24 protein-coding genes are annotated in these 26,121 nt (G+C 38.7%); 14 read left to right on the top strand and 10 right to left on the bottom strand.

Annotated elements, in window-relative coordinates:
• The first annotated feature begins 381 nt into the window (after positions 1-381).
• The 5 genes from trxB (at position 382) to infA (ending at position 6,258) form a co-directional block, all read left to right on the top strand.
• Positions 382-1,341: a thioredoxin-disulfide reductase gene (trxB, locus tag C0T34_RS06945; protein WP_023581304.1), complete on the top strand. Its 960-nt coding sequence runs from the start codon at positions 382-384 to the stop codon at positions 1,339-1,341.
• A 141-nt stretch (positions 1,342-1,482) separates the two neighbouring features.
• Positions 1,483-3,252 carry a cysteine/glutathione ABC transporter permease/ATP-binding protein CydD gene (gene cydD / locus C0T34_RS06940; RefSeq protein ID WP_098943746.1) on the top strand — a complete coding sequence of 590 codons (1,770 nt, stop codon included), beginning with the start codon at positions 1,483-1,485 and terminating at the stop codon, positions 3,250-3,252.
• A gap of 2 nt (positions 3,253-3,254) precedes the next feature.
• Positions 3,255-5,006, top strand: coding sequence for a cysteine/glutathione ABC transporter ATP-binding protein/permease CydC (cydC, locus tag C0T34_RS06935; RefSeq protein ID WP_098943747.1), 1,752 nt, complete (start codon positions 3,255-3,257; stop codon positions 5,004-5,006).
• Between the two features lies 1 nt (position 5,007).
• Positions 5,008-5,700 (top strand): leucyl/phenylalanyl-tRNA--protein transferase, encoded by a 693-nt coding sequence (aat, locus tag C0T34_RS06930; protein WP_098943749.1) that lies wholly within the window; start codon positions 5,008-5,010, stop codon positions 5,698-5,700.
• 339 nt (positions 5,701-6,039) lie between these two features.
• A complete protein-coding gene (gene infA / locus C0T34_RS06925) occupies positions 6,040-6,258 on the top strand; it encodes a translation initiation factor IF-1 (RefSeq protein WP_004244560.1) in 219 nt (72 codons plus the stop codon).
• A gap of 123 nt (positions 6,259-6,381) precedes the next feature.
• On the opposite strand, the gene clpA is transcribed toward infA, so the two are convergent.
• Both clpA and clpS read right to left on the bottom strand, forming a co-directional pair.
• A complete protein-coding gene (gene clpA, locus C0T34_RS06920; protein ID WP_098943751.1) occupies positions 6,382-8,673 on the bottom strand; it encodes an ATP-dependent Clp protease ATP-binding subunit ClpA in 2,292 nt (763 codons plus the stop codon).
• Between the two features lie 30 nt (positions 8,674-8,703).
• Positions 8,704-9,018 carry an ATP-dependent Clp protease adapter ClpS gene (gene clpS, locus C0T34_RS06915; protein WP_075672467.1) on the bottom strand — a complete coding sequence of 105 codons (315 nt, stop codon included), beginning with the start codon at positions 9,016-9,018 and terminating at the stop codon, positions 8,704-8,706.
• A gap of 288 nt (positions 9,019-9,306) precedes the next feature.
• Here clpS and cspD point away from each other — a divergent pair, with 288 nt between their 5' ends.
• Positions 9,307-9,516 (top strand): cold shock domain-containing protein CspD, encoded by a 210-nt coding sequence (gene cspD / locus C0T34_RS06910; RefSeq protein WP_023581298.1) that lies wholly within the window; start codon positions 9,307-9,309, stop codon positions 9,514-9,516.
• A gap of 139 nt (positions 9,517-9,655) precedes the next feature.
• Here the strand turns inward: cspD and macB are convergent, their stop codons facing one another.
• The 3 genes from macB to C0T34_RS06895 all read right to left on the bottom strand — a co-directional run bounded on the left by macB (position 9,656) and on the right by C0T34_RS06895 (position 14,517).
• On the bottom strand, positions 9,656-11,602 hold the full coding sequence (gene macB / locus C0T34_RS06905; protein WP_109849900.1) for a macrolide ABC transporter ATP-binding protein/permease MacB: 1,947 nt from the start codon (positions 11,600-11,602) through the stop codon (positions 9,656-9,658).
• Complete coding sequence (gene macA, locus C0T34_RS06900) at positions 11,602-12,711, bottom strand: macrolide transporter subunit MacA (RefSeq protein ID WP_109849899.1); 1,110 nt, start codon at positions 12,709-12,711, stop codon at positions 11,602-11,604. The genes macB and macA overlap by 1 nt, the downstream gene beginning before the upstream one ends.
• A 129-nt stretch (positions 12,712-12,840) precedes the next feature.
• Complete coding sequence (locus C0T34_RS06895) at positions 12,841-14,517, bottom strand: ATP-dependent endonuclease (RefSeq protein ID WP_098943755.1); 1,677 nt, start codon at positions 14,515-14,517, stop codon at positions 12,841-12,843.
• Positions 14,518-14,859: 342 nt separating this feature from the next.
• Between C0T34_RS06895 and C0T34_RS06890 the strand changes: the two genes are divergently transcribed.
• The 6 genes from C0T34_RS06890 to artM all read left to right on the top strand — a co-directional run bounded on the left by C0T34_RS06890 (position 14,860) and on the right by artM (position 20,252).
• On the top strand, positions 14,860-15,762 hold the full coding sequence (locus C0T34_RS06890) for a lysine exporter LysO family protein (protein ID WP_098943756.1): 903 nt from the start codon (positions 14,860-14,862) through the stop codon (positions 15,760-15,762).
• Between the two features lie 52 nt (positions 15,763-15,814).
• Entirely contained in the window at positions 15,815-17,272 is a 1,458-nt protein-coding gene (locus tag C0T34_RS06885; protein ID WP_109849898.1) for a DUF2867 domain-containing protein, read from the top strand.
• A gap of 112 nt (positions 17,273-17,384) precedes the next feature.
• Positions 17,385-18,113, top strand: coding sequence for an arginine ABC transporter ATP-binding protein ArtP (artP, locus tag C0T34_RS06880; RefSeq protein ID WP_088493315.1), 729 nt, complete (start codon positions 17,385-17,387; stop codon positions 18,111-18,113).
• A gap of 14 nt (positions 18,114-18,127) precedes the next feature.
• The gene (artJ, locus tag C0T34_RS06875) at positions 18,128-18,862 is read left to right on the top strand and encodes an arginine ABC transporter substrate-binding protein (RefSeq protein WP_023581291.1); all 735 of its coding nucleotides are present in this window, start codon (positions 18,128-18,130) and stop codon (positions 18,860-18,862) included.
• 17 nt (positions 18,863-18,879) lie between these two features.
• Positions 18,880-19,584: an arginine ABC transporter permease ArtQ gene (artQ, locus tag C0T34_RS06870; RefSeq protein WP_098943760.1), complete on the top strand. Its 705-nt coding sequence runs from the start codon at positions 18,880-18,882 to the stop codon at positions 19,582-19,584.
• The gene (artM, locus tag C0T34_RS06865) at positions 19,584-20,252 is read left to right on the top strand and encodes an arginine ABC transporter permease ArtM (protein WP_098943762.1); all 669 of its coding nucleotides are present in this window, start codon (positions 19,584-19,586) and stop codon (positions 20,250-20,252) included. The genes artQ and artM overlap by 1 nt, the downstream gene beginning before the upstream one ends.
• A gap of 96 nt (positions 20,253-20,348) precedes the next feature.
• Here the strand turns inward: artM and C0T34_RS06860 are convergent, their stop codons facing one another.
• The 4 genes from C0T34_RS06860 to C0T34_RS06845 all read right to left on the bottom strand — a co-directional run bounded on the left by C0T34_RS06860 (position 20,349) and on the right by C0T34_RS06845 (position 23,806).
• A complete protein-coding gene (locus tag C0T34_RS06860) occupies positions 20,349-21,548 on the bottom strand; it encodes a multidrug effflux MFS transporter (RefSeq protein WP_109849897.1) in 1,200 nt (399 codons plus the stop codon).
• 105 nt (positions 21,549-21,653) lie between these two features.
• Entirely contained in the window at positions 21,654-22,787 is a 1,134-nt protein-coding gene (rlmC, locus tag C0T34_RS06855) for a 23S rRNA (uracil(747)-C(5))-methyltransferase RlmC (RefSeq protein WP_109849896.1), read from the bottom strand.
• Positions 22,788-22,817: 30 nt separating this feature from the next.
• A complete protein-coding gene (locus C0T34_RS06850) occupies positions 22,818-23,336 on the bottom strand; it encodes a YbjN domain-containing protein (RefSeq protein WP_098943765.1) in 519 nt (172 codons plus the stop codon).
• 167 nt (positions 23,337-23,503) lie between these two features.
• Positions 23,504-23,806, bottom strand: coding sequence for a YbjC family protein (locus tag C0T34_RS06845; protein WP_098943766.1), 303 nt, complete (start codon positions 23,804-23,806; stop codon positions 23,504-23,506).
• A gap of 171 nt (positions 23,807-23,977) precedes the next feature.
• Between C0T34_RS06845 and C0T34_RS06840 the strand changes: the two genes are divergently transcribed.
• Positions 23,978-24,241 carry a GrxA family glutaredoxin gene (locus C0T34_RS06840; protein WP_098943767.1) on the top strand — a complete coding sequence of 88 codons (264 nt, stop codon included), beginning with the start codon at positions 23,978-23,980 and terminating at the stop codon, positions 24,239-24,241.
• A 240-nt stretch (positions 24,242-24,481) separates the two neighbouring features.
• On the opposite strand, the gene C0T34_RS06835 is transcribed toward C0T34_RS06840, so the two are convergent.
• A complete protein-coding gene (locus tag C0T34_RS06835; protein WP_098943768.1) occupies positions 24,482-24,907 on the bottom strand; it encodes a secondary thiamine-phosphate synthase enzyme YjbQ in 426 nt (141 codons plus the stop codon).
• 238 nt (positions 24,908-25,145) lie between these two features.
• Here C0T34_RS06835 and ybjG point away from each other — a divergent pair, with 238 nt between their 5' ends.
• On the top strand, positions 25,146-25,757 hold the full coding sequence (gene ybjG / locus C0T34_RS06830) for an undecaprenyl-diphosphate phosphatase (protein ID WP_098943769.1): 612 nt from the start codon (positions 25,146-25,148) through the stop codon (positions 25,755-25,757).
• The last annotated feature ends 364 nt before the right edge of the window (positions 25,758-26,121 follow it).

The raw sequence follows: 26,121 nt of genomic DNA, 5'->3' as shown, positions 1-26,121 counted from the left end.
TAGCAAATATCATAAAGTAACTATCCGATACCCTGTCTGTCTAAAAAATATTACGTATAACATCCGAGGATAATTATCTTTAACAATCATGTTTTCGCAAATGTACAGCGGATTGTCAAAGCAAATGAGTAAAAATCAGAACAAGGCGCTATGTTATTATCTATATACGCAAGATAAACATCAATTGTAAAGCAAAATGTTTCAGGTTAATTCGATGATGTTAGCCCAATATAACTCTATAATTATTAAACTATATTAGTATTAACTATTGCTAAAATAGCTAAAATATTATGTCTATTTCTCGTCATTGGCTTTTTTTAACGTCTTATTTCTCCTACAATCCCTCAATTCGCATCACGCCTAATCAGAGATGAGGTATACATGAGCACCATCAAACATAGCAAACTTATTATTTTAGGTTCAGGCCCTGCGGGTTATACCGCCGCCGTTTATGCTGCAAGAGCAAACTTAGAACCAGTACTGATTACGGGTGTTGAAAAAGGTGGTCAGCTGACAACAACAACAGAAGTCGAAAACTGGCCCGGAGACCCTGAGGGGCTAACAGGTCCTGGATTAATGGACCGCATGTTTCAGCACGCTGAGAAATTTAATACAGAGATTATCTCTGACCATATTAATAAAGTCGATCTGAAAAACCGCCCATTCCGCCTATTTGGTGATGAACAAGAATACACTTGTGACGCATTAATTATCGCAACGGGTGCTTCTGCACGCTATATCGGTTTACCTTCAGAAGAATCCTTTAAAGGCCGAGGCGTTTCTGCTTGTGCAACCTGTGATGGATTTTTCTATCGTAACCAAAAAGTCGCTGTTGTCGGTGGCGGAAATACGGCAGTAGAAGAAGCTCTTTATTTAGCTAATATTGCATCAGAAGTTCATCTGATCCACCGTCGTGATTCTTTCCGTTCTGAAAAGATCTTAATTAACCGTTTAATGGATAAAGTAAACAGTGGCAATATTATTTTGCATACTGATCGTACCTTAGACGAAGTTCTTGGCGACGATATGGGTGTAACGAAAGTTCGCTTAAAAGACACTAAGAGTGATAAAACCGAAGAATTAGATGTTATGGGTGTCTTTATTGCAATTGGACATAGCCCTAACACCGCTATTTTTGACGGTCAATTAGAATTAGACAACGGTTACATCAAAGTACAATCAGGTACTCAAGGTAATGCAACACAAACCTCTATCGAGGGTGTTTTTGCAGCTGGTGACGTAATGGATCACATTTATCGTCAAGCAATTACCTCTGCTGGCACAGGCTGTATGGCTGCTTTAGATGCAGAACGTTACTTAGACGCACTAAAATCCAACTAAAATCATCACTTCCTCTTAAGGCGCTATTTCAGTAGCGCCTTTTACCATGTAACATACTAGCCTGGTTGCCAAAGCGTATAACTACTTACCCTTGGCCTTTCTGATACTTTGTATCTCACCTGCAGATTTGAATCTTTTCTTATGGATAAAACTAAACAAAGTGAATTGGTTCGATGGCTGAAACAGCAAAGTGCTCCAGCCCGTAGATGGCTACGGCTATCAATGATCCTAGGTGTTGTAAGCGGTTTATTAATTATTGCACAAGCATGGTTATTAGCTGTTTTACTTCAAGCATTTATCATGGACAGTCTGAGTCGTGATACGCATATACCTACCTTTCTCACCCTTATTGGTATTTTTATCTTACGAGCTGTGGTGATGGCAATACGAGAGCGTGTAGGTTATCGCTGTGGTATGGCGGTCAGGCAACAAATTCGTAAAATTGTTCTTGATAGACTTGAAGAGCTAGGCCCTGTTTGGGTTAAAGGTAAACCCGCGGGGAGTTGGGCAACAATTATTCTAGAACAAATAGAAGATATGCAAGATTACTATGCGCGTTATATTCCGCAAATGTATCTTTCCACTATTGTGCCTATTCTTATCCTTATCACCATCTTCCCTGTTAACTGGGCTGCTGGCTTGATCCTATTTTTCACCGCCCCACTGATCCCACTATTTATGGCATTAGTTGGATTAGGTGCAGCAGATGCTAACCGTAGAAACTTCCTCGCATTAGGTCGTTTAAGTGGTAACTTCCTCGATAGATTAAGAGGATTAGATACATTACGGTTATTTAACCGTGGTAATGCAGAAGTTAAACAGATTACTGAAGCAACAGAAGATTTCCGTAAACGGACAATGGAAGTGCTAAGAATGGCATTCCTTTCATCGGGCGTATTGGAATTCTTTACTGCTGTTTCTATCGCGGTTGTGGCGGTTTACTTTGGCTTTTCTTACTTAGGTGAACTTAATTTCGGTAGTTATGGTTTGGGTGTTACCCTTTTCTCAGGCTTTTTGGCGTTGATCTTAGCCCCTGAATTTTTCCAACCATTGCGTGATTTAGGAACGTACTATCATGCAAAAGCACAAGCGATTGGTGCGGCTGAATCTCTGGTTGAATTCTTAGAAGCCGAAGGTGAGAAACCACAATTCACAGGCAATGAGTGTATCAATACAACAGACAGTATTGAGATAACAGCTCATGAGCTAGAAATTCTATCTCATCAAGGTGTCAAGCTGGCGGGTCCATTAAGCTTTACCATTAATCCTCATCAGCGAATTGCGATTGTGGGTCTTAGTGGTGCAGGCAAAAGCTCGTTGTTAAATGCGCTACTCGGTTTTTTACCTTATCGTGGCTCATTAAAAGTTAATGGTATTGAATTAACACAGATCTCTCCTGAAGCTTGGCGTCAATGTTTAAGCTGGGTTGGTCAAAATCCTAATTTACCAGAACAAACCTTGCTGGATAATATTCGCTTAAGCAATCCTAATGCCAGCGATGAACAAATCAATCTTGCCATTGAAAAAGCCTATGTCAGCGATTTTATTAATGAATTACCTGACGGCTTAAATACAATTATTGGCGATAGTGCTGCACGCCTTTCTGTTGGTCAGGCTCAGCGTATTGCTGTTGCTCGTGCTTTATTGTCACCTTGTCAATTTTTGTTATTAGATGAACCTGCAGCAAGTCTTGATTCTCATAGCGAACAACGTGTGATGCATGCACTTAATAATGCCTCATTAAATCAAACGACCTTGCTTATTACTCATCTACTTGAAGAGACTTTAGGTTATGACCAAATTTGGGTGATGGAAAAAGGCCAAATTATTGAAACTGGCACTTATGCATCGTTAAGCCAACAGAATGGCACTTTTGCTCGCCTTCTTGCTCATCGTAAAGAGGAACTTTAATCATGAGAGTATTGCTTCCTTTTCTTGCACTCTATCGCCGTCACTGGTTTATGTTACTGCTGGGAATTATTCTTGCTATTCTGACTTTACTGGCGAGTATTGGTCTTTTAACACTATCAGGCTGGTTTTTAGCAGGTACATCTCTTGCAGGTTTTGCCGGTATTTATAGCTTTAACTATATGCTACCTGCAGCGGGTGTTCGAGGTGCGGCAATTTTTCGTACTGCGGGTCGTTATTTTGAAAGGCTTGTCAGTCATGACGCCACGTTTCGCGTATTGTCGCACTTGCGCGTATTCACCTTTAAAAAGATCCTCCCTCTTTCACCGGGTGGAATAGCTCGTTTTCGTCAAGGTGAGTTGCTTAACCGCTTAGTTGCTGATGTTGAAACGCTAGATCACCTCTATATTCGCGTTATCTCCCCTATCATTGCCGCTTTTGTTGTCATTATGGCAATAATGTTTGGCCTTGGCTTAATTGATGCACGTTTAGCCAATACGCTAGGTGGCATTATGCTTACCTTGCTGATTGTTTTACCTTTCGTATTCTATTATGCAGGTAAACCTATTGGCCGTGATCTTACTGATTTACGAGGCCAATACCGCACAGTGTTAACCAGTATGTTGCAAGGACAAGCTGAGCTAACTGTTTTTGGTGCATTACCTCGTTTTAGACAAAACTTAGCGCAACTTGAAGCTAAATGGCTACGCAGACAAGCACAACAGGCAAACTTAACCGGTTTATCGCAATCATTGATGATCCTCGCATCAGGACTAACAGCAACATTAATTTTGTGGCTAGCAGCTGGCGGTATCGACAATAGCTTTATGCCTGAAGCGTTAATTGCCTTATTTACATTTTGTGCATTGGCTGCATTTGAGTCATTAGCCCCTGTTACTGTTGCTTTCCAGCATTTAGGACAAGTGATGACATCAGCAACACGTATCTCTCATTTAATTGAGCAAAAACCTGATGTCATTTTTCCTGAAAATGGAGGAGAAAAAAATAATAGTGCCAAACTTACAATGCACAATATTTGCTTTACTTATCCAAACCAACCAATGCAAGTCATCAATCACGTAGATTTAACGATTGAAGCAGGACAACACATTGCCCTATTAGGGAAAACAGGTTGTGGTAAATCGACACTATTGCAGTTGATCAATCGCGCTTTTGATCCGACTCACGGCACAATCAGCTTAAATAATTTACCTATTGCTGATTATGATGAAGCGACATTACGCTCAATGATGTCCGTTGTTCCTCAACGCGTTCATGTCTTTAGCCATACATTAAGAGAAAATTTATTGATGGCAAAAGAACAGGCAACAGATGAAGAGCTTAAACATGTTCTTCAGCAAGTCGGTCTTGGGCAACTACTTGAAAATGATGAAGGCTTAAATGCCTGGATGGGCGATGGTGGTAGACAGCTCTCTGGTGGCGAGCAGCGACGTTTAGGACTTGCAAGAGCCCTACTCCACAATGCACCTCTTGTATTGCTTGATGAGCCAACAGAAGGCCTTGATGCCGATACAGAACAGCAAATCCTCGCACTCTTGCATCAGCATTGCCAAGATAAAGCTGTATTAATGATCACTCACAGACTTCACGGTTTAGATAAAATGGATAAAATCTGCGTTATGGATGGCGGAAAAATCGTTGAAACAGGTACTCATGCTTCGTTGTTACAACAACAGGGGCATTATGCTAAATTTCATCAAAGACAGGCTCTATTAACACCAACTCACGAGGCATAATATGCCATTGTTTCAATTAGATGATTGTGATTTGGATTTTCCAGAGCCTCATTTAGCTTTAAAAGAACCCAACGGCTTATTAGCGATAGGGGGAGAAATCTCCCTTTCGCGATTACGTGTTGCGTATCAATCGGGTATTTTTCCTTGGTACTTTCCTAATGAAGAACCATTATGGTGGTCACCCGATCCAAGAGCCGTTTTACCCGCTGGTGATTTGCATATTGGGCGTAGTTTACGTAAATTTATTCGTCATCAGCCTTATAAAATTACACTTAATCATGCCTTTGCTTCGGTGATTGAGGCATGTTCTGTACGTGAAGAAGGAACATGGATAGGCCCTGATATAAAAGCAGGTTATGAAGCTCTCCATCAACAAGGTGAGGCTCACTCTGTTGAGGTTTGGGAAGGTGATGAACTCGTTGGAGGGTTATATGGAGTAAATATGGGTGCTGTTTTTTGTGGTGAATCTATGTTTAGCCGTAGAGATAACGCCTCTAAATGTGCCTTTATTGCTTTTTATAACCATTTTCTTCGTTATGGGGGTCAACTATTTGATTGTCAGGTGCTAAACTCTCATACTGCCTCGTTAGGTGCCTCTGAGATTTCACGTGAACATTATTTAGTTGCGTTATCTCGTTGGAAAAAAGTGATTATTGATAAAAAGTGTTGGTATCAGCAATCGTTGGAATTATAATCACTGCTTGTTTTTGTAAAGCCCTTCTTATTTAAGACAGAATTAAGAATGTCATTCTGTTATTTATGCAAAAAGGTTTATACAAAAATTTTATCTTACACACCCATTATGTGGTTAGGGTGCTGTTATTTTATTGCTACAAATACCACAAAATAAAGAATTACAACTTCTGTTATTACTTTTACTTTAGCAAAGTAAAACGCAAGTTGCGGTAAGGATGTTAAGTACAATAGCAAGGTGAACACCATTGCTATCCAATAACATTCCTTTACATAGGACAATATTTTCGGCATTATCTTGCCGTTTAAAAAATATGGTTATTAAAACTTAGAGGATTAGATGGCCAAAGAAGACAACATTGAAATGCAAGGCACAGTACTGGATACTCTGCCAAACACGATGTTCCGCGTAGAATTAGAAAACGGACACGTCGTTACCGCTCATATCTCAGGAAAAATGCGTAAAAACTATATTCGTATCCTGACAGGCGACAAGGTTACCGTTGAGCTGACCCCATATGACCTGAGCAAAGGCCGTATCATCTTCCGTAGCCGTTGATCCCAATCTGTTCTCTCCCGTTATTGTCATATAACGGGTGAAAAAAACACCACAGGCAAGGCATTTATTGATGCTCACCTGTGGTGTATGCTTTTATAGCTTAGTTGAAATTAACCGCTATCCTTAGATAACGGCATCTTCATTCTTCGCCAATTTTTCTTGGCTAACAAACTCATAATTCAATTTGCCTGCCAGTTTATCTAGTGTCACAGAAACCGATCCACCATTAACAAGAGAACCGAATAAAATCTCGTTAGCTAATGGTTTTTTCAAGTTTTCTTGAATAACACGCGCCATTGGTCTTGCACCCATCGCTCTATCATAGCCTTTATCACACAACCATTGGCGTGCTTCTTGGCTCACTTCTAGCGATACCCCTTTATCATCTAACTGCACTTGTAGTTCGACAATAAATTTATCCACCACCATAGAGATAATTTCTGGCGATAATGCATTAAACCAAATAATACTATCTAAACGATTACGGAATTCAGGTGAGAAGGCTTTTTTGATTTCAACCATCGCATCAGTGCTGTTATCTTGCTCTGTAAACCCTATTGATTTACGTTGTGTTTCACGCACACCTGCATTGGTTGTCATCACTAAAATGACATTACGGAAATCTGCTTTACGACCATTGTTATCCGTTAATGTACCGTTATCCATTACCTGTAAAAGGATATTGAACACATCCGGATGTGCTTTCTCAATTTCATCAAGTAACACTACGGAATATGGATTTTTAATGACAGCGTCTGTTAATAATCCCCCTTGATCAAAACCAACATAACCAGGAGGAGCACCAATTAAACGGCTGACCGTATGTCTTTCCATATATTCAGACATATCAAAGCGTAGCAACTTCACATTTAATGCTTTAGCTAGCTGTACAGTGACTTCCGTTTTACCTACCCCAGTAGGGCCTGCAAATAAGAATGAACCCACCGGTTTATTATCTTGGCTTAATCCTGCTCGACTCATCTTTATCGATTCAGACAAGGCATGGATCGCTTGATCCTGACCGAATACCAACATTTTTAATTGGTTGTCGAGGTTTTTTAGCATTGATTTATCACTGCTAGAAACTGTTTTTTCAGGAATACGTGCAATTTTAGCTACGACTGATTCAATATCTGAGACATTAATAGTTTTTTTACGTTTGCTTGGTGCAACTAAACGTGTTTTTGCGCCTGCTTCATCAATAACATCGATAGCTTTATCAGGTAGATGTCTATCTGTGATGTATTTAACCGATAAGTCCACCGCTGCCTGAATGGCTTTATTGGTATAACGTACATCATGGTGTGCTTCGTATTTTTGGCGCAATCCTTTGATGATCAAGACTGTCTCATCTGGGGATGGTTCAGTCACATCAATTTTTTGGAAGCGACGCGCAAGCGCCCTGTCTTTTTCAAAAATATTGCTAAATTCTTGATAAGTCGTAGAGCCTATAACGCGAATTCGACCACCAGATAACAATGGTTTAATTAAGTTTGCCGCATCAACTTGTCCACCCGATGCAGCTCCCGCACCGATAATGGTGTGGATCTCATCAATAAATAAGATGCTTTTTTCATCTTTTTCAAGGGTTTTCAGTAACGCTTTAAAACGTTTTTCGAAATCGCCACGGTATTTAGTTCCCGCTAAGAGCGAACCAATATCGAGTGAATAAATAGTGTAGCCTTTCATCACATCAGGAACATCGTCTTGCTCAATACGCCATGCAAGCCCTTCTGCGATAGCTGTTTTACCGACACCTGATTCGCCCACTAATAATGGATTATTTTTGCGACGACGGCATAACACTTGGATTGTTCTTTCTAATTCAGCTTGACGCCCAATTAGGGGATCAATTTTACCTTGGCGCGCTAACTGATTAAGGTTAGTGGTAAAATTATCCATATGATCATCGCCTTGTGGCATCTCTTGCTGAGATTGCGAATTCATATCATTCATATCAGAAAGATCTTCGTTTTGTTGATCTTCTTTCGAAATGCCATGAGAAATAAAGTTAACGACATCAAGGCGGCTAACGTCGTGTTTACGTAATAAGTAAGCTGCGTGAGATTCTTGTTCACTAAAAATAGCCACCAGCACATTAGCACCAGAGACTTCATTTTTGCCTGATGATTGAACGTGAAAAACAGCGCGCTGTAATACACGCTGAAAACTCAGCGTTGGCTGTGTTTCTCTGTCCACATTTTCAGGTAAAATTGGGGTTGTTTTACGAATAAAGACTTCAAGTTCTTCGCGTAAGACTGCCAGATCGACTTTACAAGCTTCCAATGCTTCGCGTGCCGATTTATTACTTAATAGCGCCAACAACAGGTGCTCTACAGTCATAAATTCGTGTCTGTTATCACGGGCTTTCGCGAATGCAACATTAAGACTCAGCTCTAATTCGTGATTAAGCATAAGCACCTCCTCCTTAAAAGACTAACCGGATCATGCCTGTTCAAGAGTACACAAAAGTGGGTATTCGTTTTCTCTCGCATACAGATTAACTTGAGCCACTTTTGTTTCGGCAATATCCGCACTATAAACCCCACAAACTCCTTTTCCTTTATGATGAACGTCCAACATGATTTGCGTTGCTTTTTCCTCGCTAAGGAAAAAATACATCGTAAGCACTTCTACAACAAAATCCATGGGGGTGTAATCATCATTATTCAAGATCACCTTATACATTGCTGGTGGCTCATTTTTCTGATGAACATCTTCCCTTAACGTGGTTTCTGTTAAAAAATCAAACTGACCCATTGTTTTGCATTACTCATAGTTTTGTTAAACGTCACTTTCAATTATGACATTTAGTTTACCATCTCACAGGAAAGTCTGCCTATCAACGCTTTTTTATTCCTACTTTTTACATTCAAAAAATTACAAAGCGTTAGCTACATCAAAATTTCACCTACTCGAAACACTTTCTATCGCCTTCACCTCTTGACGATTGAAACAATAAAATAGAGTATGTTTTATGAACAGCTCAGTAAATATACTGAAAGTGATGTTAAACAAATAAATACAAGTATATGAGAGAAGCTAAGTATGGAGACAGGTACAGTAAAGTGGTTCAATAATGCTAAGGGCTTTGGTTTTATTACCCCAGCAAAAGGTGGCGATGATATTTTTGCCCACTATTCAACAATCAGAATGGAAGGTTACCGCACACTTAAAGCGGGGCAGAAAGTTAATTATAGCACGATAAAAGGGCCTAAAGGTGATCACGCTGACCTTATCATTCCTATTATTGAATAGAAGATAATTTACAGTATAGATAAACCCGATAAAAATACCTGCTACTCTCAATAGTTGGGTATTTTTAGCTAAATAGAATGCCTAATTCATTCAAATAAAAGCCCTTTATATTTTAAGGGCTTTTATCTTATAGTTTGGATTATTCTCTCGCTAGGGCATCTATTGGATTCATTTTTGCCGCACTTCTTGCAGGTAAAAATCCAAAAATAACCCCAATGGCCGTTGAACAGGCAAAAGCACTCACTAGTGCGATAGGCTGGAATACAAAATGCCAATCAGGCAACATAATACTTGCCACCATAGCGATACCAAATGAAAGGCCAATTCCCAGTAATCCGCCGACTAAACAAACTAATACAGACTCGATAAGGAATTGTTGCATCACATCACTCGCTCTAGCACCAACTGCCATTCTAATACCAATTTCTCGCGTTCTTTCTGTTACTGAAACCAGCATAATATTCATTACACCAATCCCACCTACCACTAATGAAATAACGGCCACTAAAGTGAGAAACAGTTGCATTGTTTGAGTGGTACTTTCAGCTGCCTTAATAAAGCTATCAAGGTTATAAGTAAAAATATCTTTTTTACCGTGCCTAATCGTTAATAAACGAATAATTTGTTGTTCTGCAACACTGGCATCATAACCTTCAGTTGCTCTTACTGTAATACTATCAAGATAGCTTCGATTTAAAATACGACTATTTAATGTGCTGTAAGGAACCCATACTTTGAGGGATTGACCATTACCAAATGCCGATTTTTTCTCAGCAATGACGCCAACAATTGTAGAGGGAATATTGCGAATAATGATTTGTTCACCAATAACCTCTTTTTTGGTAGGAAAAAATCGCTGACGAGTGTTTTCATCAATAACAACAACTTGAGCTTGTCGCTGGATCATATCAGGTGTAAATGAACGACCTTGCGAAAACTTCATCGCATATACAGTGAAATAGTCGTCACTAACTCCCGCAACAGATGCCGGTGAATCTTGGTTTCCACGGCGTAATCGAGTACTAAATTGAACTTGTGGTGTAACAGCTTGTACATAAGATTGTTGCTTTAAAGCGAAGACATCTTGCAGTGTTAATGATTGTCTATCTTCCGGTGAATCACTCCCAAAATCTTTTCCGGGATAGATATCAATAGTATTAGAGCCAATCGCTTTTATATCTGCCAGCACCATGCTTTTAGCTGCATCACCAATCACAATAATCGTGACGACAGAGGCAATACCAATAATAATGCCAAGCATCGTTAGCAGAGTGCGTACTTTGTTCACCACCATTGCACGCCAAGCCATATCTAATGCTTGTGTAAAACGCCCAAATATTTGCCCCAAATAAGAAGAAGTTAAAACAGGTGTTGTCTCTTTTTTAACTTTATTTACCGTTATTTGATGGCAATTATCATTAATAATTCTACCGTCTTTTATCTCTATAATTCGTTCAGCCTGTGCCGCAATTAAAGGATCATGAGTTACGATAATCACCGTATGCCCTTGCTCATTTAATTGCTTAAGAATAGACATAACTTCTTTACCAGAATGGCTATCCAATGCACCTGTTGGCTCATCAGCAAGAATGACCTCGCCACCATTCATCAACGCTCTAGCGATACTTACACGCTGTTGCTGGCCACCAGAAAGTTGATTAGGACGATAATCAACGCGATCACCTAATCCTAAGCGCGTTAACAATTCGCGAGCTCTTTCTTTTCTTTGGGTAGCATTTTTATCTGCGTAAATCGCAGGAATTTCGACATTTTGCTCTGCAGTTAAATGGGACATCAAATGGTAGCGCTGGAAGATAAAACCAAAATGCTCACGGCGTAATGCAGCAAGTTGATCACCTTCCATTTTCGCAACACTTTGACCTGCAACTTTATATTCACCACTACTTGGTTTATCTAAGCAACCTAAAATATTCATCAACGTCGATTTACCAGAGCCAGAAGCGCCAATAATCGCCACCATTTCCCCTGCATTAATCGTTAATGAGACTTTATTGAGAACAACGGTTTCTTCTTCACCATTGGTATATAAACGGCTAACCTCATTCAGCTCTAATAATGCAGGCATCATGCTTCTCCTGAAGTTTCACCCAGAATAACCTCATCGTTTTCTTTTAATCCGCTGAGAACTTCTGCATAAACATCAGTACGCATGCCTATTTTTACTGTGCGTTTTTCTGGCTGACCATTAACTAATACATCAACATAATATTCATTAATTCCTGCATCATCACCTAATACAGAAAGCGGAACAAGAAGCACATCTTTCTTATTTTCGATAAGAATTTTAACTTGCGCTGTCATTTGTAAACGTAACAAATGCTGTTCATTGGGTACTTCAAAACGGGCATAGTAAAAAATAGCGTCATTAATTTTTTCGGGTGTAGGTAGGATATCTTTCAACTTACCGCTGAACGCTTTATCGGGCGCACCTAAAACCGTAAAAGAAGCACTAAGTTCAGGCTTTAAATAAATGACATCAGCTTCTGATACTTCTGCTTTTACCAGCATCGTGTCTAAGTCAGCTAATGTTAAAATAGTCGGCGCTTCTTGCGCTGCAATCACCGTCTGGCCTTCAAGGGTTTTAATAAAAGTAACAACCCCATCCATAGGTGCAGTTATCCTCGTATATTGCAGGTTGGTTCTCGCAGTATCTAGCGTAGCTTGGTTCTTTTTAATTTGTGCTTGATAAGTGATGATACGTGCTTTTTTTACTTCAACATCTGTTTTAGTACGATCAAGTTCATCTTGTGCAATAGCATGAGTACCAATGAGCTTTAATTGGCGTTGATAAGTTAATTGAGCTAAACGCAATTCTGCCTGTGCTTGTTGAAGATTGGCTTTAAGCTCATTATTTGTTTCTTGAGATTCAGTGACGTCATTTTGTGCTTTTTTCGGATCGATAATGGCGAGCAAGTCCCCTTTTTTAACCACATCTCCTTCTTTGACAAATAGTGTTTGTAACTGACCACTGACCTGCGCACCCACATCAACTTTACGCACCGCATCAAGCTTACCCGTTGCTGTGACTTCTTTCGACAGATCACCTCTTGTGATCTGCTGTGTTTGATATATTGGTGCCTTCTCTTTTGGCCAAACAAAATACGTAGCGATTGCGGCAACAACTAAAATAAGGGTGAGCATTCCCCCTCGCTTTTTTAAAGATAAAAAAGCCATAAAATTTCCTTCTTAAACATAAAGATGCAATAAATCATACAAAGCATTAGCTATGAGGTTTTATTCTCATAGCTAAATAAAATAAGTGTAGGTCTCGTGAATTTATCTTGCTTATACAAGTGTTGCGAATTAATTCGCCTTACCTCTTGCAAGCCATGCCACACGAGAAAACATACTTTTCAGTATGGAAGGGATGGAGTCTACTCCACGTTGAGCCGCATTGTTAGCCACCGTTAGTGCTAGATCAGGCTTGGATGAACGTTGAATAGCTTTAATGATCACGCGTCGAGTTGGCCATTTTTCATTATCTGGTACACCTGCAACATCATGATATACATTACGAAAGCCTTCTTTGTATAAAAAGTGTTCCATGTCTAATGCAGGAAGCTTCGTTAATCTATCACGCTCTGCATCATTGCTTTTTAACGCAAAATCCTTAACGGTAGCGGCATATTTCTTACCTGCTTCATCACCATCCACTAAGGTATGCCATTCTATACCCATATAGGTTGCGTACTTTAATAATGGCTTAAGTCCACATTGAGCAAACTCAATGACTTTTATTCCTTCCGCTTCAAAGAAATAATTACATTGCCTTGCCAATTCGTTCATTAACCAAATCTCTGTTTCACCTTCAACCAATAACCAACAACGCGCAAATAACGCAGACGGACGGTTATAACGAATATGAAAAGAGATACGTCGCTCTTCATCAGAATGCAGTTGTTGATCCCCAACGCGGTAAGCAGCGACTTTATCGGTATCACGGACTAAACGGCAAACGCTCTCTAATGGAGCAAGTGACAGCAACTCACCTGAGTTTGTGGTTGTGATCCGTTGTAATGAGAAAAGATTGAGTAATCCCCAAGCCACCGAAAGCATAATAGGATGCAAACGCGTTTCTGGGTTTTCAACAATCACGATAGGTCTTGCATAAGGATCGAGCGCGACACTACCACGAGACTGCAAGATAGAAGAAAACATCCCCAAGATAATTAATCGAATACTTCTCTGATTGGGTTTTGCCAACACTTTATTAATATTTTCTAAAGCATGCCAGCCACGAACATGAGGCTCATTGACTTTTCGATGATGAGAGCGAGATTTAAACAGTAACGAACCATGATCTGCAAAATAGTGCCCTAGCAGTTGTTGCATTGCATCAAGACCTTCACGTAAATCATCATCTGACAACTCATCAGGATTTTTGACTAACGCTTTGGTTAACTCGCTCATTTTATTATTAAACGCTTCTCGGTGAGGATTATTATGAGAATCGATAACGTCAGAGGCAAGATCACGAACAAAACGCGCATCTTGTAAGCGAAGTACAGGATAAAGTCTAACAATCTCTGCAATAATTTCTTGCGTTTGTCCATTAGGTAAGCGAATTTGTTTTCCTTCTTTATCAAGGAAATAGCGAAATGTTTTCACATTCTTCTGCTCATCTAATTCAGCACTTATCCGGTAATAGATATGTTTAAGATCATCACCATTTTCGACCCACACAGGCGCTATTTTATGGAAACGGTAAGATCGATGACGTCCAGGGCGAGATTCGGTAAACGTTAAAATAATTTGTAGGCTTTTTTTACCATTTTCTTCCGGCTCATTCGGCAAACGATGGAAATCATCAGGTGTAAATGCATATTGATAGGTTTCAATACCCAAACTGAGTGTTAACGCATCAAGTAATGAGCTTTTACCCCACGCATTTTCACCCACTAAGACTGTATTCATATCAAGAGGTAATGAAAGACGATTAAGTCCACGGAATCCAACTATTTCCACTCTTTCTAAATACATAAATTCCCTCGTTAGTTACGACTAAGTTATGGCTTTATTTTATTCTTCCTATCTTCATTTTATGCTTAATCAGCTAATAATTTCACTTAATGGATATTTTCATTAAATCACAGTTCAAGATAGCCGTAATAAAATTTACTCAACTATTCGATATATACCCATTTTGTTCGCTTTTCAATCAATTAAAGCCTCTTACACCTAAACGTGGTAGGCTCGTTATTTTTAATAAATATTTTAGACTTATCTTAATTTCTGTATCCACAACATCATAAGTAAATGTTATAATCCCAATCACGTTATTAGTTTATTTTATAATTTGAGCACACTCAGTAAGGAATAGAAATGTTATCAGGGTTATTGATTATCCTACTTCCGCTTTTTGTAGGGTATTTGATTAAGTTAAACAATCGCCCATTACTTCATTTGGCAAACCGCCTACTTAGCGCGATGGTTTACGTTATCCTATTTCTAATGGGCGTAAGTTTAGCCATGCTAGATAATATCGGTGAAAACTTAGTCTCAATTCTTTCTTATGCCAGTGTTTTCTTTTTATGTACCTTTGGCGCCAATTTACTATTTTTATGGCTACTGGATAAAAAAGATCCTTGGCATGTCCCTGCCCATAAACAGTCCAAGCCTCCTTCTCGTATAAAAATGGTACTTGAATCACTGCAGTTATGCGGTGTCGTTGTTGTAGGTTTCTTTGTCGGTTTAACAGGCTGGTCAATTTTTCATTATGCCTCTCATGCCAGCCAAGGCGCACTTATCTTCTTACTTTGGTTGGTTGGTTTACAATTACGCAATAGCGGAATGAGCCCAAAGCAAATTCTTATCAACCGTCGTGGAACAACTATTGCCGTCGTTATGGGTGTTAGCGCACTTGCTGGGGGAGCTTTAGCGGCTTACTTACTAGGCTTACCGATGAAAATGGGATTAGCCATTGCATCCGGTTATGGTTGGTATTCATTATCGGGTATTGTGCTTACCGATGCATTTGGCCCCGTTATTGGTAGTACTGCATTTTTCAATGACTTAATGCGTGAGTTAGCGGCCATCATGCTTATTCCTATTATTGTTAATCGTTATAGAAATACAGCATTAGGGATTTGTGGTTCAACATCTATGGACTTTACCTTGCCTGTTTTACAAAGAAGTGGCGGTGTATCCATCGTTCCTGCAGCTATTGTGCATGGATTTGTTTTAAGTTTAATCACACCAATCTTGATGGCATTCTTTACTTCATAGAAAAATCAGTAACAATAGAACAATAACGTTCTCTTTTTACAATGGATTAACAATGAATCAACAGCGTGTATTAGTACTTGGTGCAAGTGGACATATTGGTCAAAATCTTATTCCAGCTCTGATAAAACAAGGTCATCAGGTCACCGCAGGTGCCCGTAGAATTGACTGGATGATGTCTCAAGGTTGGGAAAATACACGCTGTATATTTGTCGATCTGCATGATCCAGAAACCTTAAACAAAGTAATGCATGATACTGATATCGTTTATTACCTTGTTCATAGCATGGGTGATGCACGTAATTTAGTTGAACAAGAGCGTAAAGCGGCAATTAACGTAGTAGAAGCGTTAGAAGGTACTGACGTTAAACAAATTATCTTTTTAAGTGCCTTACAGCATGAAGATCAGCAATATTCACCTCATCTTATTGCCCGAAAACTTACAGGTGAAGTGTTAAGAACCAGCACTGTTCCTGTGACTGAGATCCGTACCTCAATGATTGTAGGGCCCGGCTCTGCGGCCTTTGAGATTATGCGTGATATGGTTTATAACCTTCCCATTCTTACACCACCACGTTGGGTTCGTTCTAAATCCTCCCCTATTGCTCTCAAAAATTTAATTCACTATTTAACTGAAATTATTCATCATCCCACTCATCAACATCGTATTTTTGATGCAGGTGGCCCTGAATACATTAGTTATCAAACCCTTTTTGAGCGCTTCATTAAAATCTCAGGTAAAAAGCGAGTGCTGATCCCGCTACCTATGCCGGGTAGTCTTATTTCTGCGGGCTTTATCAGTATGATAACCTCTGTACCAACCTCTATTGCTAAAGAGCTTATTCAAGGGCTTAAATACGATCTCCCAGCCAACGATGAACCATTACGTAAACTTATTCCTCAAACTCTCATTAAATTTGATGAGGCAGTAAAAGAAACACTCGCAGATGAAGAAGCCGCTTTAGACAACCAAGACTGGGGTTACTCTCCGGCTGTTCGTAGTCGCTGGAAACCTGGTTATGGTTATTACCCCAAAAATGCAGGTTGTACAGTATCTACACCCGCAAGCGCGGCATCTCTTTGGCGTACAGTGCAGCAAATTGGTGGAGAACAAGGATATTTTTATGGTAATGCGCTATGGAAAACTCGCGCCATTATGGACGATATTGCTGGAAATAAAGTCACTTACGGACGCCCTTCTAGAGAAACGTTAGAACTTGGCGATATGATTGATGGTTGGCGAGTAATCAAACTAGAGCCTGAAAAACAGCTCACACTATTATTTGGAATGAAAGCTCCCGGTTTAGGCAGACTCTCTTTCACGATCCACGACAGTGGTAATCTTCGCTCAATAGATGTTCGCGCTTGGTGGCACCCAGCAGGATTTAGTGGATTGCTTTATTGGTTTGCCATGATGCCTGCGCACTTATTTATTTTCAAAGGTATGGCTAAAACAATAAGTACTAACGCTTACAAACTGGATAAAAATTCACCTGACAGTGAAAAAAAATAGCCGAATTACCCATTTTTACGTAAAAAAACCACTTTATTATGCAGTTTTAGTTGCATAATTATTCTTACCGTTTTATTATTTGAACCAGTTAATGACTATTCAGAAAAAACGCATGAGTATTCAATTAAAAAACATAAATTGTTTCTACGGTTCGCACCAAGCACTCTATGATATTAATCTGGAATGCTCTGCTGGTGAAACAATGGTTCTATTAGGACCAAGTGGTGCAGGTAAGAGCTCACTAATGAGAGTTCTTAATTTATTAGAAATGCCACGTTCAGGCGAATTAGAAATTGCAGGTCTACATTTTGACTTTAGCCAACAGCCTAACGCAAAGGCAATTCGTTCATTACGCCAAAATGTGGGTATGGTATTTCAACAATACAATTTATGGCCACATTTAACGGTTCTTGATAATTTAATTGAAGCACCTTGTCGTGTATTAGGTTTATCAAAACCGCAAGCCAAAGAAAAGGCGATGAAATTGCTTGAGCGTTTACGTTTGAGTGATTACGCAGGACGTTTTCCTCTGCATTTATCTGGAGGACAACAACAACGTGTTGCTATTGCAAGAGCATTAATGATGGAGCCTCAAGTTCTCTTATTTGATGAACCTACAGCAGCATTAGATCCTGAAATTACAGCTCAAGTTGTTGATATTATTAAAGAGCTATCTGAAACGGGTATTACACAAGTCATTGTGACCCATGAAGTTGAAATTGCACGCAAAGCCGCGAGCAAAGTTGTATATATGGAAAACGGCCGTATTATAGAGCAAGGTGATAACTATCATTTCACTGCTCCACAAACTGAAGCTTTTGCTAATTACTTGTCACACTAAATCAGGATCAGACAATGAAAAAAATATTATTTGCAGCACTTCTGACCAGTATTACACTTTCTGCAACTGCGGCTGAGAAAGAGACAATTCGTTTTGCAACTGAAGCAACGTATCCTCCATTTGAAATGATTGATGCGAATAATCAAATTGTGGGATTTGATGTTGATTTAGCAAATGCAATGTGTGCAAAAATTAATGCTGATTGTACCTTTACCAATCAATCATTTGATAGTTTAATTCCTAGTCTGAAATTCCGTCGTTTTGAAGCGTTAATGGCAGGTATTGATATTACGCCAGAGCGTCAAAAACAAGTTGATTTCACCGATTCTTACTATGATAACTCAGCAGTATTTATCACAGTAACTGGTAAAATCTCTGATGTAGCGAGCCTAAAAGGCAAACAAATTGGTGTGCAAAATGGGACAACCCATCAGAAATTCATCAATGAACAACACAAAGAGATGAAAACTGTTCCTTATGACAGTTATCAAAATGCAGTATTAGATCTTAAAAATGGTCGTATCGAAGCTATCTTTGGTGACACTGCGGTTGTTAATGAATGGCTGAAAAAGAATCCTGAATTAGGTATTGTAGGCGACAAAGTTGCAGATCCTAACTACTTTGGTACAGGCCTTGCGATCGCAGTAAGAAAAGGTAATGCTGATTTACAAGATAAATTAAACAAAGCATTAGCTGAAGTAAAAGCTGATGGCACCTATGATGTCATTTATAAAAAATGGTTTGAATAACAATAATAGCTTAATAAATGAATGAAATAACAACTCTAGCAGGTGCGGCCGTCACAACGGTCTCACTTGCTATTTCTGCTCTTATCATCGGATTAGTTCTAGCCATGCTGTTTACAGCTTGGGAATCCGCGAGATGGAAAGCCTTTGCTTTCTTAGGAACATGCTGGGTAACACTAATTAGAGGACTACCAGAAATGCTGGTGGTTCTTTTTGTCTATTATGGCACTCTACAAGGTGTCATGATGCTAATGGATGGAATTGATCTCGGAGCTTTCACCTTACAAGTTGATTTTGGTGATACTGAATCATTACCTTTCTATTGCGGTGTTATCGCCCTTTCACTTCTTTATGCTTCTTATGCTTCGCAAACTTTACGTGGTGCATTAAAAGCAGTACCAACAGGACAATGGGAAGCCGGCCAAGCATTAGGTATGGGCCGTATTACTATTTTCTTCCGCTTCATCATGCCTCAAATGTGGCGTCACGCTTTACCAGGTTTAGGTAATCAGTGGTTAGTTTTATTAAAAGATACCGCTTTAGTCTCATTAATCAGTGTTAATGATTTAATGTTACAAACACAAAGTATCGCTAACCGAACTCAAGAGCCTTTTACTTGGTATAGCATTGTTGCATTGATTTATTTGGTAATTACTTTGGTCAGTCAATATATCCTGAAATGGTTAGAAATGAGAACGACTCGATTTGAACGGAGTACCTCATAATGTGGGATTATATTGTTGATATTTTACCGGGATTACCAACAAGCCTGTCTTTAACAGTCGTGGCTCTATTGGTTGCATTTACACTTTCAGTTTTAATGACTTTTGTTTTGGCACTCAAAACACCTGTTATTAGCCAAATAGTCAAAGCCTATATTACCTTATTTACGGGTACGCCTTTATTGGTGCAGTTCTTCTTAATCTATTATGGCCCAGGGCAATTTCCTGTGTTGAAAAACTTCCCAATAATGTGGGAGTTATTATCAACGCCGTGGTTCTGTGCGATGGTCACATTAGCATTAAATAGTGCAGCTTATTCAACCTTGCTTTTTTATGGTGCTGTAAGGGCTATTCCTTCTGGACAATGGCAATCTTGCCAAGCGTTAGGAATGTCACCAGTACAAACAGCAAGAGTAATATTACCTTACGCATTTAAACGTGCGCTTTCATCATATTCAAACGAAGTAGTTTTGATATTCAAAAGTACCTCACTTGCCAGTACTATCACCTTACTTGAATTAACAGGTTATAGCCGACAAGTCTTTGGTCAAAGTTATGATGTGATGGTTTTTGTTGCGGCTGGTATTATTTATCTGTGTATCAACGGAATACTGACACTCTTAATGCGATTAATTGAGAAGAAAGCCTTAGAGTTTGAGCATCGTAATTAAAAACGAGCAAGCCAAACTGTCAATATAAAAACACCCCAGTAGTTTTCACTCTGGGGTGTTTTTTTATGGCTGAATAAACAGTAGCAAATAATGGTTCTATTCTTGCGTAGCCTGTTTTTCTATTAACGACTCTTTATGGCTCACCCGATAAGCATTTAACGCTAATAAACTACCCAGTAACATCACAATAGCTAATGCCAATTTAGGTTGTACTGGTGAAGCCAGTGCTGTTAAACCAAAGGCTGCACCACCCGCCATTTGAATAAAGCCCACTAATGCAGAGGCAATACCTGCTGTTTGTGAATAAGGCTCAAGAGCATAACTTGTTGCAGGCCCCATAATAAAAGCAAGACCAGCGCAAGCACTTGCCACAGGCAGCATATAAATCAACCAATGATTTTGTAATTCAGCAGGGATAAATATCAAGCTACCTAACAAGCTCACACAGCCCAATCCCATTAACACGCTCCCTAAGATCAAACAAATAGGTCTACCAACACGATGAATAACGCGGTTTGCATAAAAACTGACAAACATTATCCAAAAACCATTTACACCGAAAACAATAGAAAAAATAAGTGCTGATAATTTTGCATCATGCATTAATACAATTGGGGCAAATGACACATAAGTTAATGCCATTCCCATAGTGCCCGCATTCACTAAAGCAAAAGTTAAAAAGCGTTTACTGCATAAAATCTCAAGGTATGTTTTACCTAATTTTTGTTTTGATTGAATTGTATTTTCAGGTTTTGTTTCTGGTAAAAAACGAGTGATCAAGATTAATACAAGCACTGAATAGAAAATTAAAAACCCGAAAGGTGCACGCCATCCCCAATATTCAGCCAATAATCCACCTAATAGCGGAGCCAATGCAGGGATAATATTTAACGTGCCATTTAAAAAGCCAAAAACACGGGCAGCTTCATTACCATTAAAACAGTCACGAACGCAGGTAAACGCCACAACGGAAGTACAGCACACCGCTGAAGCTTGTAATAATCGTGAAATAATAAAAAGCGTTGAATCTGTCGAAATCGTTGCAATGATAGAACCCACAATATAGATAAGTATCCCAGCGATAGCGATTGGTTTACGACCGAACTTATCCACCAAAGGCCCCGATATAAGTTGCCCTACACCTAAGACTAAAATAAATAAAGCGATAGTAGACTGAATAAGGGATACGCTACTCCCTAAATCTTGAGCAATCGCAGGTATCGTCGGTAAATAGAGATCGATCCCCAAAGGCCCCAATAACACCATCACTAATAACAACGCTTTTAAATTCTGCATAAAATAGAATGCCCATCTAATAAAAAAGAAAACGCCCGATGTTATCCATCGAGCGTTAAATGCTGATTTATACTAACACTCAATCTCTATTTTGTAATAAATATCTTAGCTATCTTGTAATACCAATAACGTAAGAACTTCATAGTGAGAAGTATGAGGAAACATATCAAACAACTGCACTCTATCTATTCGATAGTGAGAAAGTTGCTGAATATCTTTTGCCATCGTTTGAGCATTACAACTTGAGTAAAGGATAAGGCGAGGTTTCATTTTATTGAGATAACCGCACAATGCCTCACCAATACCTCGCCTTGGTGGATTAACAAGCACTAACTCAGGAACAGACTCTTTAGCTAAGGCATAACCTGTTGAATCTAATGCTTGAAACTCGACATGCTCTAACCCTAATTCCTGAGCTGATAAACGTGCACATTCAATAGCTTCAGGGCTAATTTCAATACCTGTTAATTGGGTTGATTTATCCGCGCAATGCAACCCAAAGCCACCTGAGCCACAAAACATATCCCACAAATGCGTGATATTTAATTCTCTTACCCAACGGCCTGCTGTGGCATAAAGAGATGAAGCCACCGCTGGATTAGTTTGAAAAAAACCTCTAGGCCGAATATGCAATGGAATTTGGTTAAATGATTCATCCAAGAACGTTTTTTCTGTCAGAATAATTTCTTGTTCACCTTCCAAGATAGCCATATGCACCGGTTGAATATTAACGGAGATAACCGCTAATTGAGGCAATTGTTCTTGTAACCAAGGAAGTGCTTTACGAAGTTGTTCTAGTTTTTTTTCTGAACGCAAAACAAAGCGCAACATCATGGTATTATTACTTCGGCTCTCAGTTAATAAAATAAACTTGAGTTCACCACGGCGGCGTTCAATGTCGTAAGGTACTAGCCCTGCTTTTGCAATAAATGTTTTCAAAATAGAAAACACGGGTACAAAAGAAACTGGATACAGTGGACATTCGCATAAATCAACAGCGACACCTTCTTTAGTTTTTAAGCCCAAGACGGGTCTTTCAACACTCCCGCTGACTACCATCTTTGCTTTATTACGAAACTGCACTTGTTGGCTTTCAACAGGCGCTAATTTATCAAAAGCATAATCTTCTGGCAGTAATGCTAATAGGCTGTGCTGTTTTTTCTTGATTTGTTCAGGATAAGCAAGAGAAAGCCATTCACAAGAGTGACATTCACCCGCACTAAATCGTGCGCATTGCATAAGATTTTGTGACCGTTATGGAGATTAATATTAATGTACAGTATAGGAGGAGTCAGTTGATACGTTATTTATCTCAACATCTTCGTCTTCATCATCTTCTTCGTTTTCACTTTCTTGTTTTTCACCATACAAGAAACCGTTATTAAAAATTTCGCTAACGACTTCAGCAGATTGCTCTTCTGCTTTTTGTAAGAACAGGTCGAATTGATTCAGTGAGATACCTGCGGCAACCGGAAATGATTGGCAAAAAACTAATTTTGGTAAGTTCTCATCACTAATTTCTAGAAATGTTTTAATAAATAAAGAGCTTGCATTAATTTGGCTTAGATTTGCCATTAATGGCACTATTGCTGACGGCTTTAGCTCAGCGATAGCGGTAAATACAAGTACATCTTCAAGAATATCAATTTTGGCATCAAAAATACCACTGATATATTGAAGATGTGGTAAATGTAACGCTTGACAAGAGTCACATTCATAGTAAGCAATCTGTAGTTCATCAAGCCAAGACTTTAGCTGATCCAGATCGGTAGTCACAACAGCGTTCATTCAAATAACCTTTACGCGCAAAAAAAAGAGTGCCTGTTGGCATTGAGGCTATTTTGCCACTTTTTCTATCTTGAAGGCACTAATAAATAGAAAAACTAAGAAAATTAAGCCAATTTACATATTGGATTTTCTTAGTTTCTAATGCTTTTTTGAGAAAAAACAGTTAACTATTCTTCGTTATTCTCTTTTTTCTTTTTACTCTTTGCGGATTTATGATCAATTCCTAAAAAAGTTAATCGATAAATAGCACGCCATACAATATGGATAGCAGGCGGGATCATGCAGATAACACCCAAAACAACTAGCGTTAATTGTCCTGTATACGTTCCTAACCACTGCGGAGAGGTCATATATTGGTTGATATAAAGATAAGCAACCACTAATAAAATAATACCGATTATCTCAATGATGATAATGGGTTTTGGCATATCTGACAGTGATTTCATATCTCGATTTGAAGGCTTTTCCATTGTTTCTCCGCTAAATGCTGTATCACAGTCCTATCTCATTATTCGGCAAATTGGTATAATTTATCACACTAAAAGGCAATAACTGTTTTTGTTTAGCCTAATAAAAGGGCATAGTAACAACCAATAGAAACTATTATGCCTGAATTTTATTTCCTCAATAAGGAGTGTCGTATGTTTGTTGTTATTTTTGGTCGTCCGGGTTGCCCATATTGTGTACGTGCTAAACAACTGGCTGAAAAACTATCTAAACAACTTGATGATTTCGATTTCCGCTATGTAGATATTCATGCTGAAGGAATTACAAAAGCTGATTTATCTAAAACTGTCGGAAAAGAAGTTGAAACTGTGCCACAAATTTTTATTGATGAAAAACACATTGGTGGTTGCACAGATTTTGAAGCTTATGTTAAAGAAAATTTAGGCATCTACAACTAATTCAAAAGCGCTAAAACAGTTTATTTATCAATATGTTTTAGCGCTTTCTCTTTTTTATCTCTCATCTTTTCTCTCTTTCTAAAAAAAATTCTATTTTTTTTCATTAGTCAGCGAACTTTCTTTCTAACCCGGAGTCTGAATTAGTGCCACTGCTTTTCTTTGATGTCCCCAAATATTGAGGAGCCCGATAGTTTCAACCCTTTTGGTGAAATAGCTGTCGGGTTTTTTATTGCCTGAAATCTAGTAACACTCTCCTTGCAAGGTCACGATAATACGACGACTACCGCCGTGATTTCGATGTTCACCAAGATAAATCCCCTGCCAAGTCCCTAAATTCAACTCACCTTGACTAATAGGAACCATAACACTTTGTCCAAGTAAGCTACTTTTAATATGCGCTGGCATGTCATCACTGCCTTCATAAGTGTGAAGATAGTAATCTTCGCCTTCTTTTACGCTTTGATTAAAAAAGCTTTCAAAATCACTTCGCACTGTTGGATCCGCATTTTCATTAATCGTTAATGAAGCCGATGTATGTTGAATAAAAAAATGAGCAATTCCGATTTTATATTGTCTTAGCTCTGGTAATTCTTGAATCAATGCTTGTGTAATTAAGTGAAATCCTCTTGGCCTTGCATTAAGGACAATATTTTTCTGGAACCACATAAAGTTATACCTCATTGAAGATAAGAAAAAGAACGATGTGAGAGCAATAACATAAGCGCAATACTCTTTTTAAGAGTGCTTTAGCTCAGTTTGATATAAAACTGACAAATCTTTTAAAAAAGCACAATTAAATAAGAAAAAAACACTTTACCCCTATTACTCCCTCATTTACCCTTAAAAACTTGCGTATTATGTATCATAAACATCGCTTATCAGTACGACATGTATGGAGCCTACTTTGCTGGAACAATTCAATTTAGCCGTATTTTCAATGATGAATGCAACACCTGCGGCATCTCCTTTAGAAATCGGTACGGCGATAGTTATTGCTAAGTACCTTGTCTATCTTTTTCCGTTATCTTTAGTGTTCTATTGGTTATGGGGTAATGAAAAACATCTTAGTCAGCAAAGAACATTAGTGTGCAAAGCTGCCGTCTCTTTAGGTATTGCACTTTCTATCTCTTGGATGATTGGTGCAATTGCGCCTCATGAGCGCCCTTTTGCGGCTAATATTGGTTACAACTTTCTCGACCATGATGCGACACCTTCATTCCCAAGTAACCATGGTACGTTTGTTTTCACCATTGCTTTAGCTTATCTCTTTTGGCATAACAGCAAACGTATTGGATATATTATGCTCGGCTTAGGACTTGCGATTGCTTGGGCGCGTATCTATCTTGGTGTGCATTGGCCAATCGATATGATTGGTGCTTTTATCGTTGCTTTACTTTCTTGTGGCCTTTGCCAGATCTTCTGGTCTAAAGGTGGCGATATACTCCAAAAATGGGTACAAAGGCTCTATCAGCTCTGTTTTGCCTATCCTATTCGTAAAGGTTGGACAAAGGCCTAACCTTTCTAATACTGAAAAAGACCACATTTATTGTGGTCTTTTTTATATTTAGCTTAAGTAATACCACCCTTAAATATATTAATATATAAATAAAAACATTCTCTATTATTATATAATTTGTCCAGAAAATAAATATGTTGTTATTTTAATCAAAATGAAACTTTTATATTCGTTATATAACAGCCTACCAAACTCATTTATTAACAAATTCACTGTCGTATTTATAAACAATATTCTACTTATAAACAAAATATAGCTATATTCATTTCATAAAATAAAAGAAATTCATTAATAAATAATCATATTACATCGTTTCTATATTCTTTTGTCTACTTTTAAACATTAATTAAAGAAAATTATTTAT

This window comes from Proteus sp. CA142267 (assembly GCF_003336825.1).
In the GTDB taxonomy this organism is placed as follows: Bacteria; Pseudomonadota; Gammaproteobacteria; order Enterobacterales; family Enterobacteriaceae; genus Proteus; species Proteus terrae.
This window is presented reverse-complemented; position numbering and strand designations above follow the sequence as displayed.

Coding starts and splice junctions, on each gene's coding strand:
- C0T34_RS06890 (WP_098943756.1), top strand. CDS start 14,860: ATGTTATCAGGGTTATTGATTATCCTACTTCCGCTTTTTGTAGGGTAT.
- cspD (WP_023581298.1), top strand. CDS start 9,307: ATGGAGACAGGTACAGTAAAGTGGTTCAATAATGCTAAGGGCTTTGGT.
- artQ (WP_098943760.1), top strand. CDS start 18,880: ATGAATGAAATAACAACTCTAGCAGGTGCGGCCGTCACAACGGTCTCA.
- artJ (WP_023581291.1), top strand. CDS start 18,128: ATGAAAAAAATATTATTTGCAGCACTTCTGACCAGTATTACACTTTCT.
- cydC (WP_098943747.1), top strand. CDS start 3,255: ATGAGAGTATTGCTTCCTTTTCTTGCACTCTATCGCCGTCACTGGTTT.
- C0T34_RS06860 (WP_109849897.1), bottom strand. CDS start 21,548: ATGCAGAATTTAAAAGCGTTGTTATTAGTGATGGTGTTATTGGGGCCT.
- C0T34_RS06895 (WP_098943755.1), bottom strand. CDS start 14,517: ATGTATTTAGAAAGAGTGGAAATAGTTGGATTCCGTGGACTTAATCGT.
- artM (WP_098943762.1), top strand. CDS start 19,584: ATGTGGGATTATATTGTTGATATTTTACCGGGATTACCAACAAGCCTG.
- C0T34_RS06835 (WP_098943768.1), bottom strand. CDS start 24,907: ATGTGGTTCCAGAAAAATATTGTCCTTAATGCAAGGCCAAGAGGATTT.
- macB (WP_109849900.1), bottom strand. CDS start 11,602: ATGCCTGCATTATTAGAGCTGAATGAGGTTAGCCGTTTATATACCAAT.
- clpA (WP_098943751.1), bottom strand. CDS start 8,673: ATGCTTAATCACGAATTAGAGCTGAGTCTTAATGTTGCATTCGCGAAA.
- cydD (WP_098943746.1), top strand. CDS start 1,483: ATGGATAAAACTAAACAAAGTGAATTGGTTCGATGGCTGAAACAGCAA.
- trxB (WP_023581304.1), top strand. CDS start 382: ATGAGCACCATCAAACATAGCAAACTTATTATTTTAGGTTCAGGCCCT.
- C0T34_RS06845 (WP_098943766.1), bottom strand. CDS start 23,806: ATGGAAAAGCCTTCAAATCGAGATATGAAATCACTGTCAGATATGCCA.
- C0T34_RS06850 (WP_098943765.1), bottom strand. CDS start 23,336: ATGAACGCTGTTGTGACTACCGATCTGGATCAGCTAAAGTCTTGGCTT.
- C0T34_RS06840 (WP_098943767.1), top strand. CDS start 23,978: ATGTTTGTTGTTATTTTTGGTCGTCCGGGTTGCCCATATTGTGTACGT.
- clpS (WP_075672467.1), bottom strand. CDS start 9,018: ATGGGTCAGTTTGATTTTTTAACAGAAACCACGTTAAGGGAAGATGTT.
- rlmC (WP_109849896.1), bottom strand. CDS start 22,787: ATGCAATGCGCACGATTTAGTGCGGGTGAATGTCACTCTTGTGAATGG.
- artP (WP_088493315.1), top strand. CDS start 17,385: ATGAGTATTCAATTAAAAAACATAAATTGTTTCTACGGTTCGCACCAA.
- C0T34_RS06885 (WP_109849898.1), top strand. CDS start 15,815: ATGAATCAACAGCGTGTATTAGTACTTGGTGCAAGTGGACATATTGGT.
- aat (WP_098943749.1), top strand. CDS start 5,008: ATGCCATTGTTTCAATTAGATGATTGTGATTTGGATTTTCCAGAGCCT.
- macA (WP_109849899.1), bottom strand. CDS start 12,711: ATGGCTTTTTTATCTTTAAAAAAGCGAGGGGGAATGCTCACCCTTATT.
- infA (WP_004244560.1), top strand. CDS start 6,040: ATGGCCAAAGAAGACAACATTGAAATGCAAGGCACAGTACTGGATACT.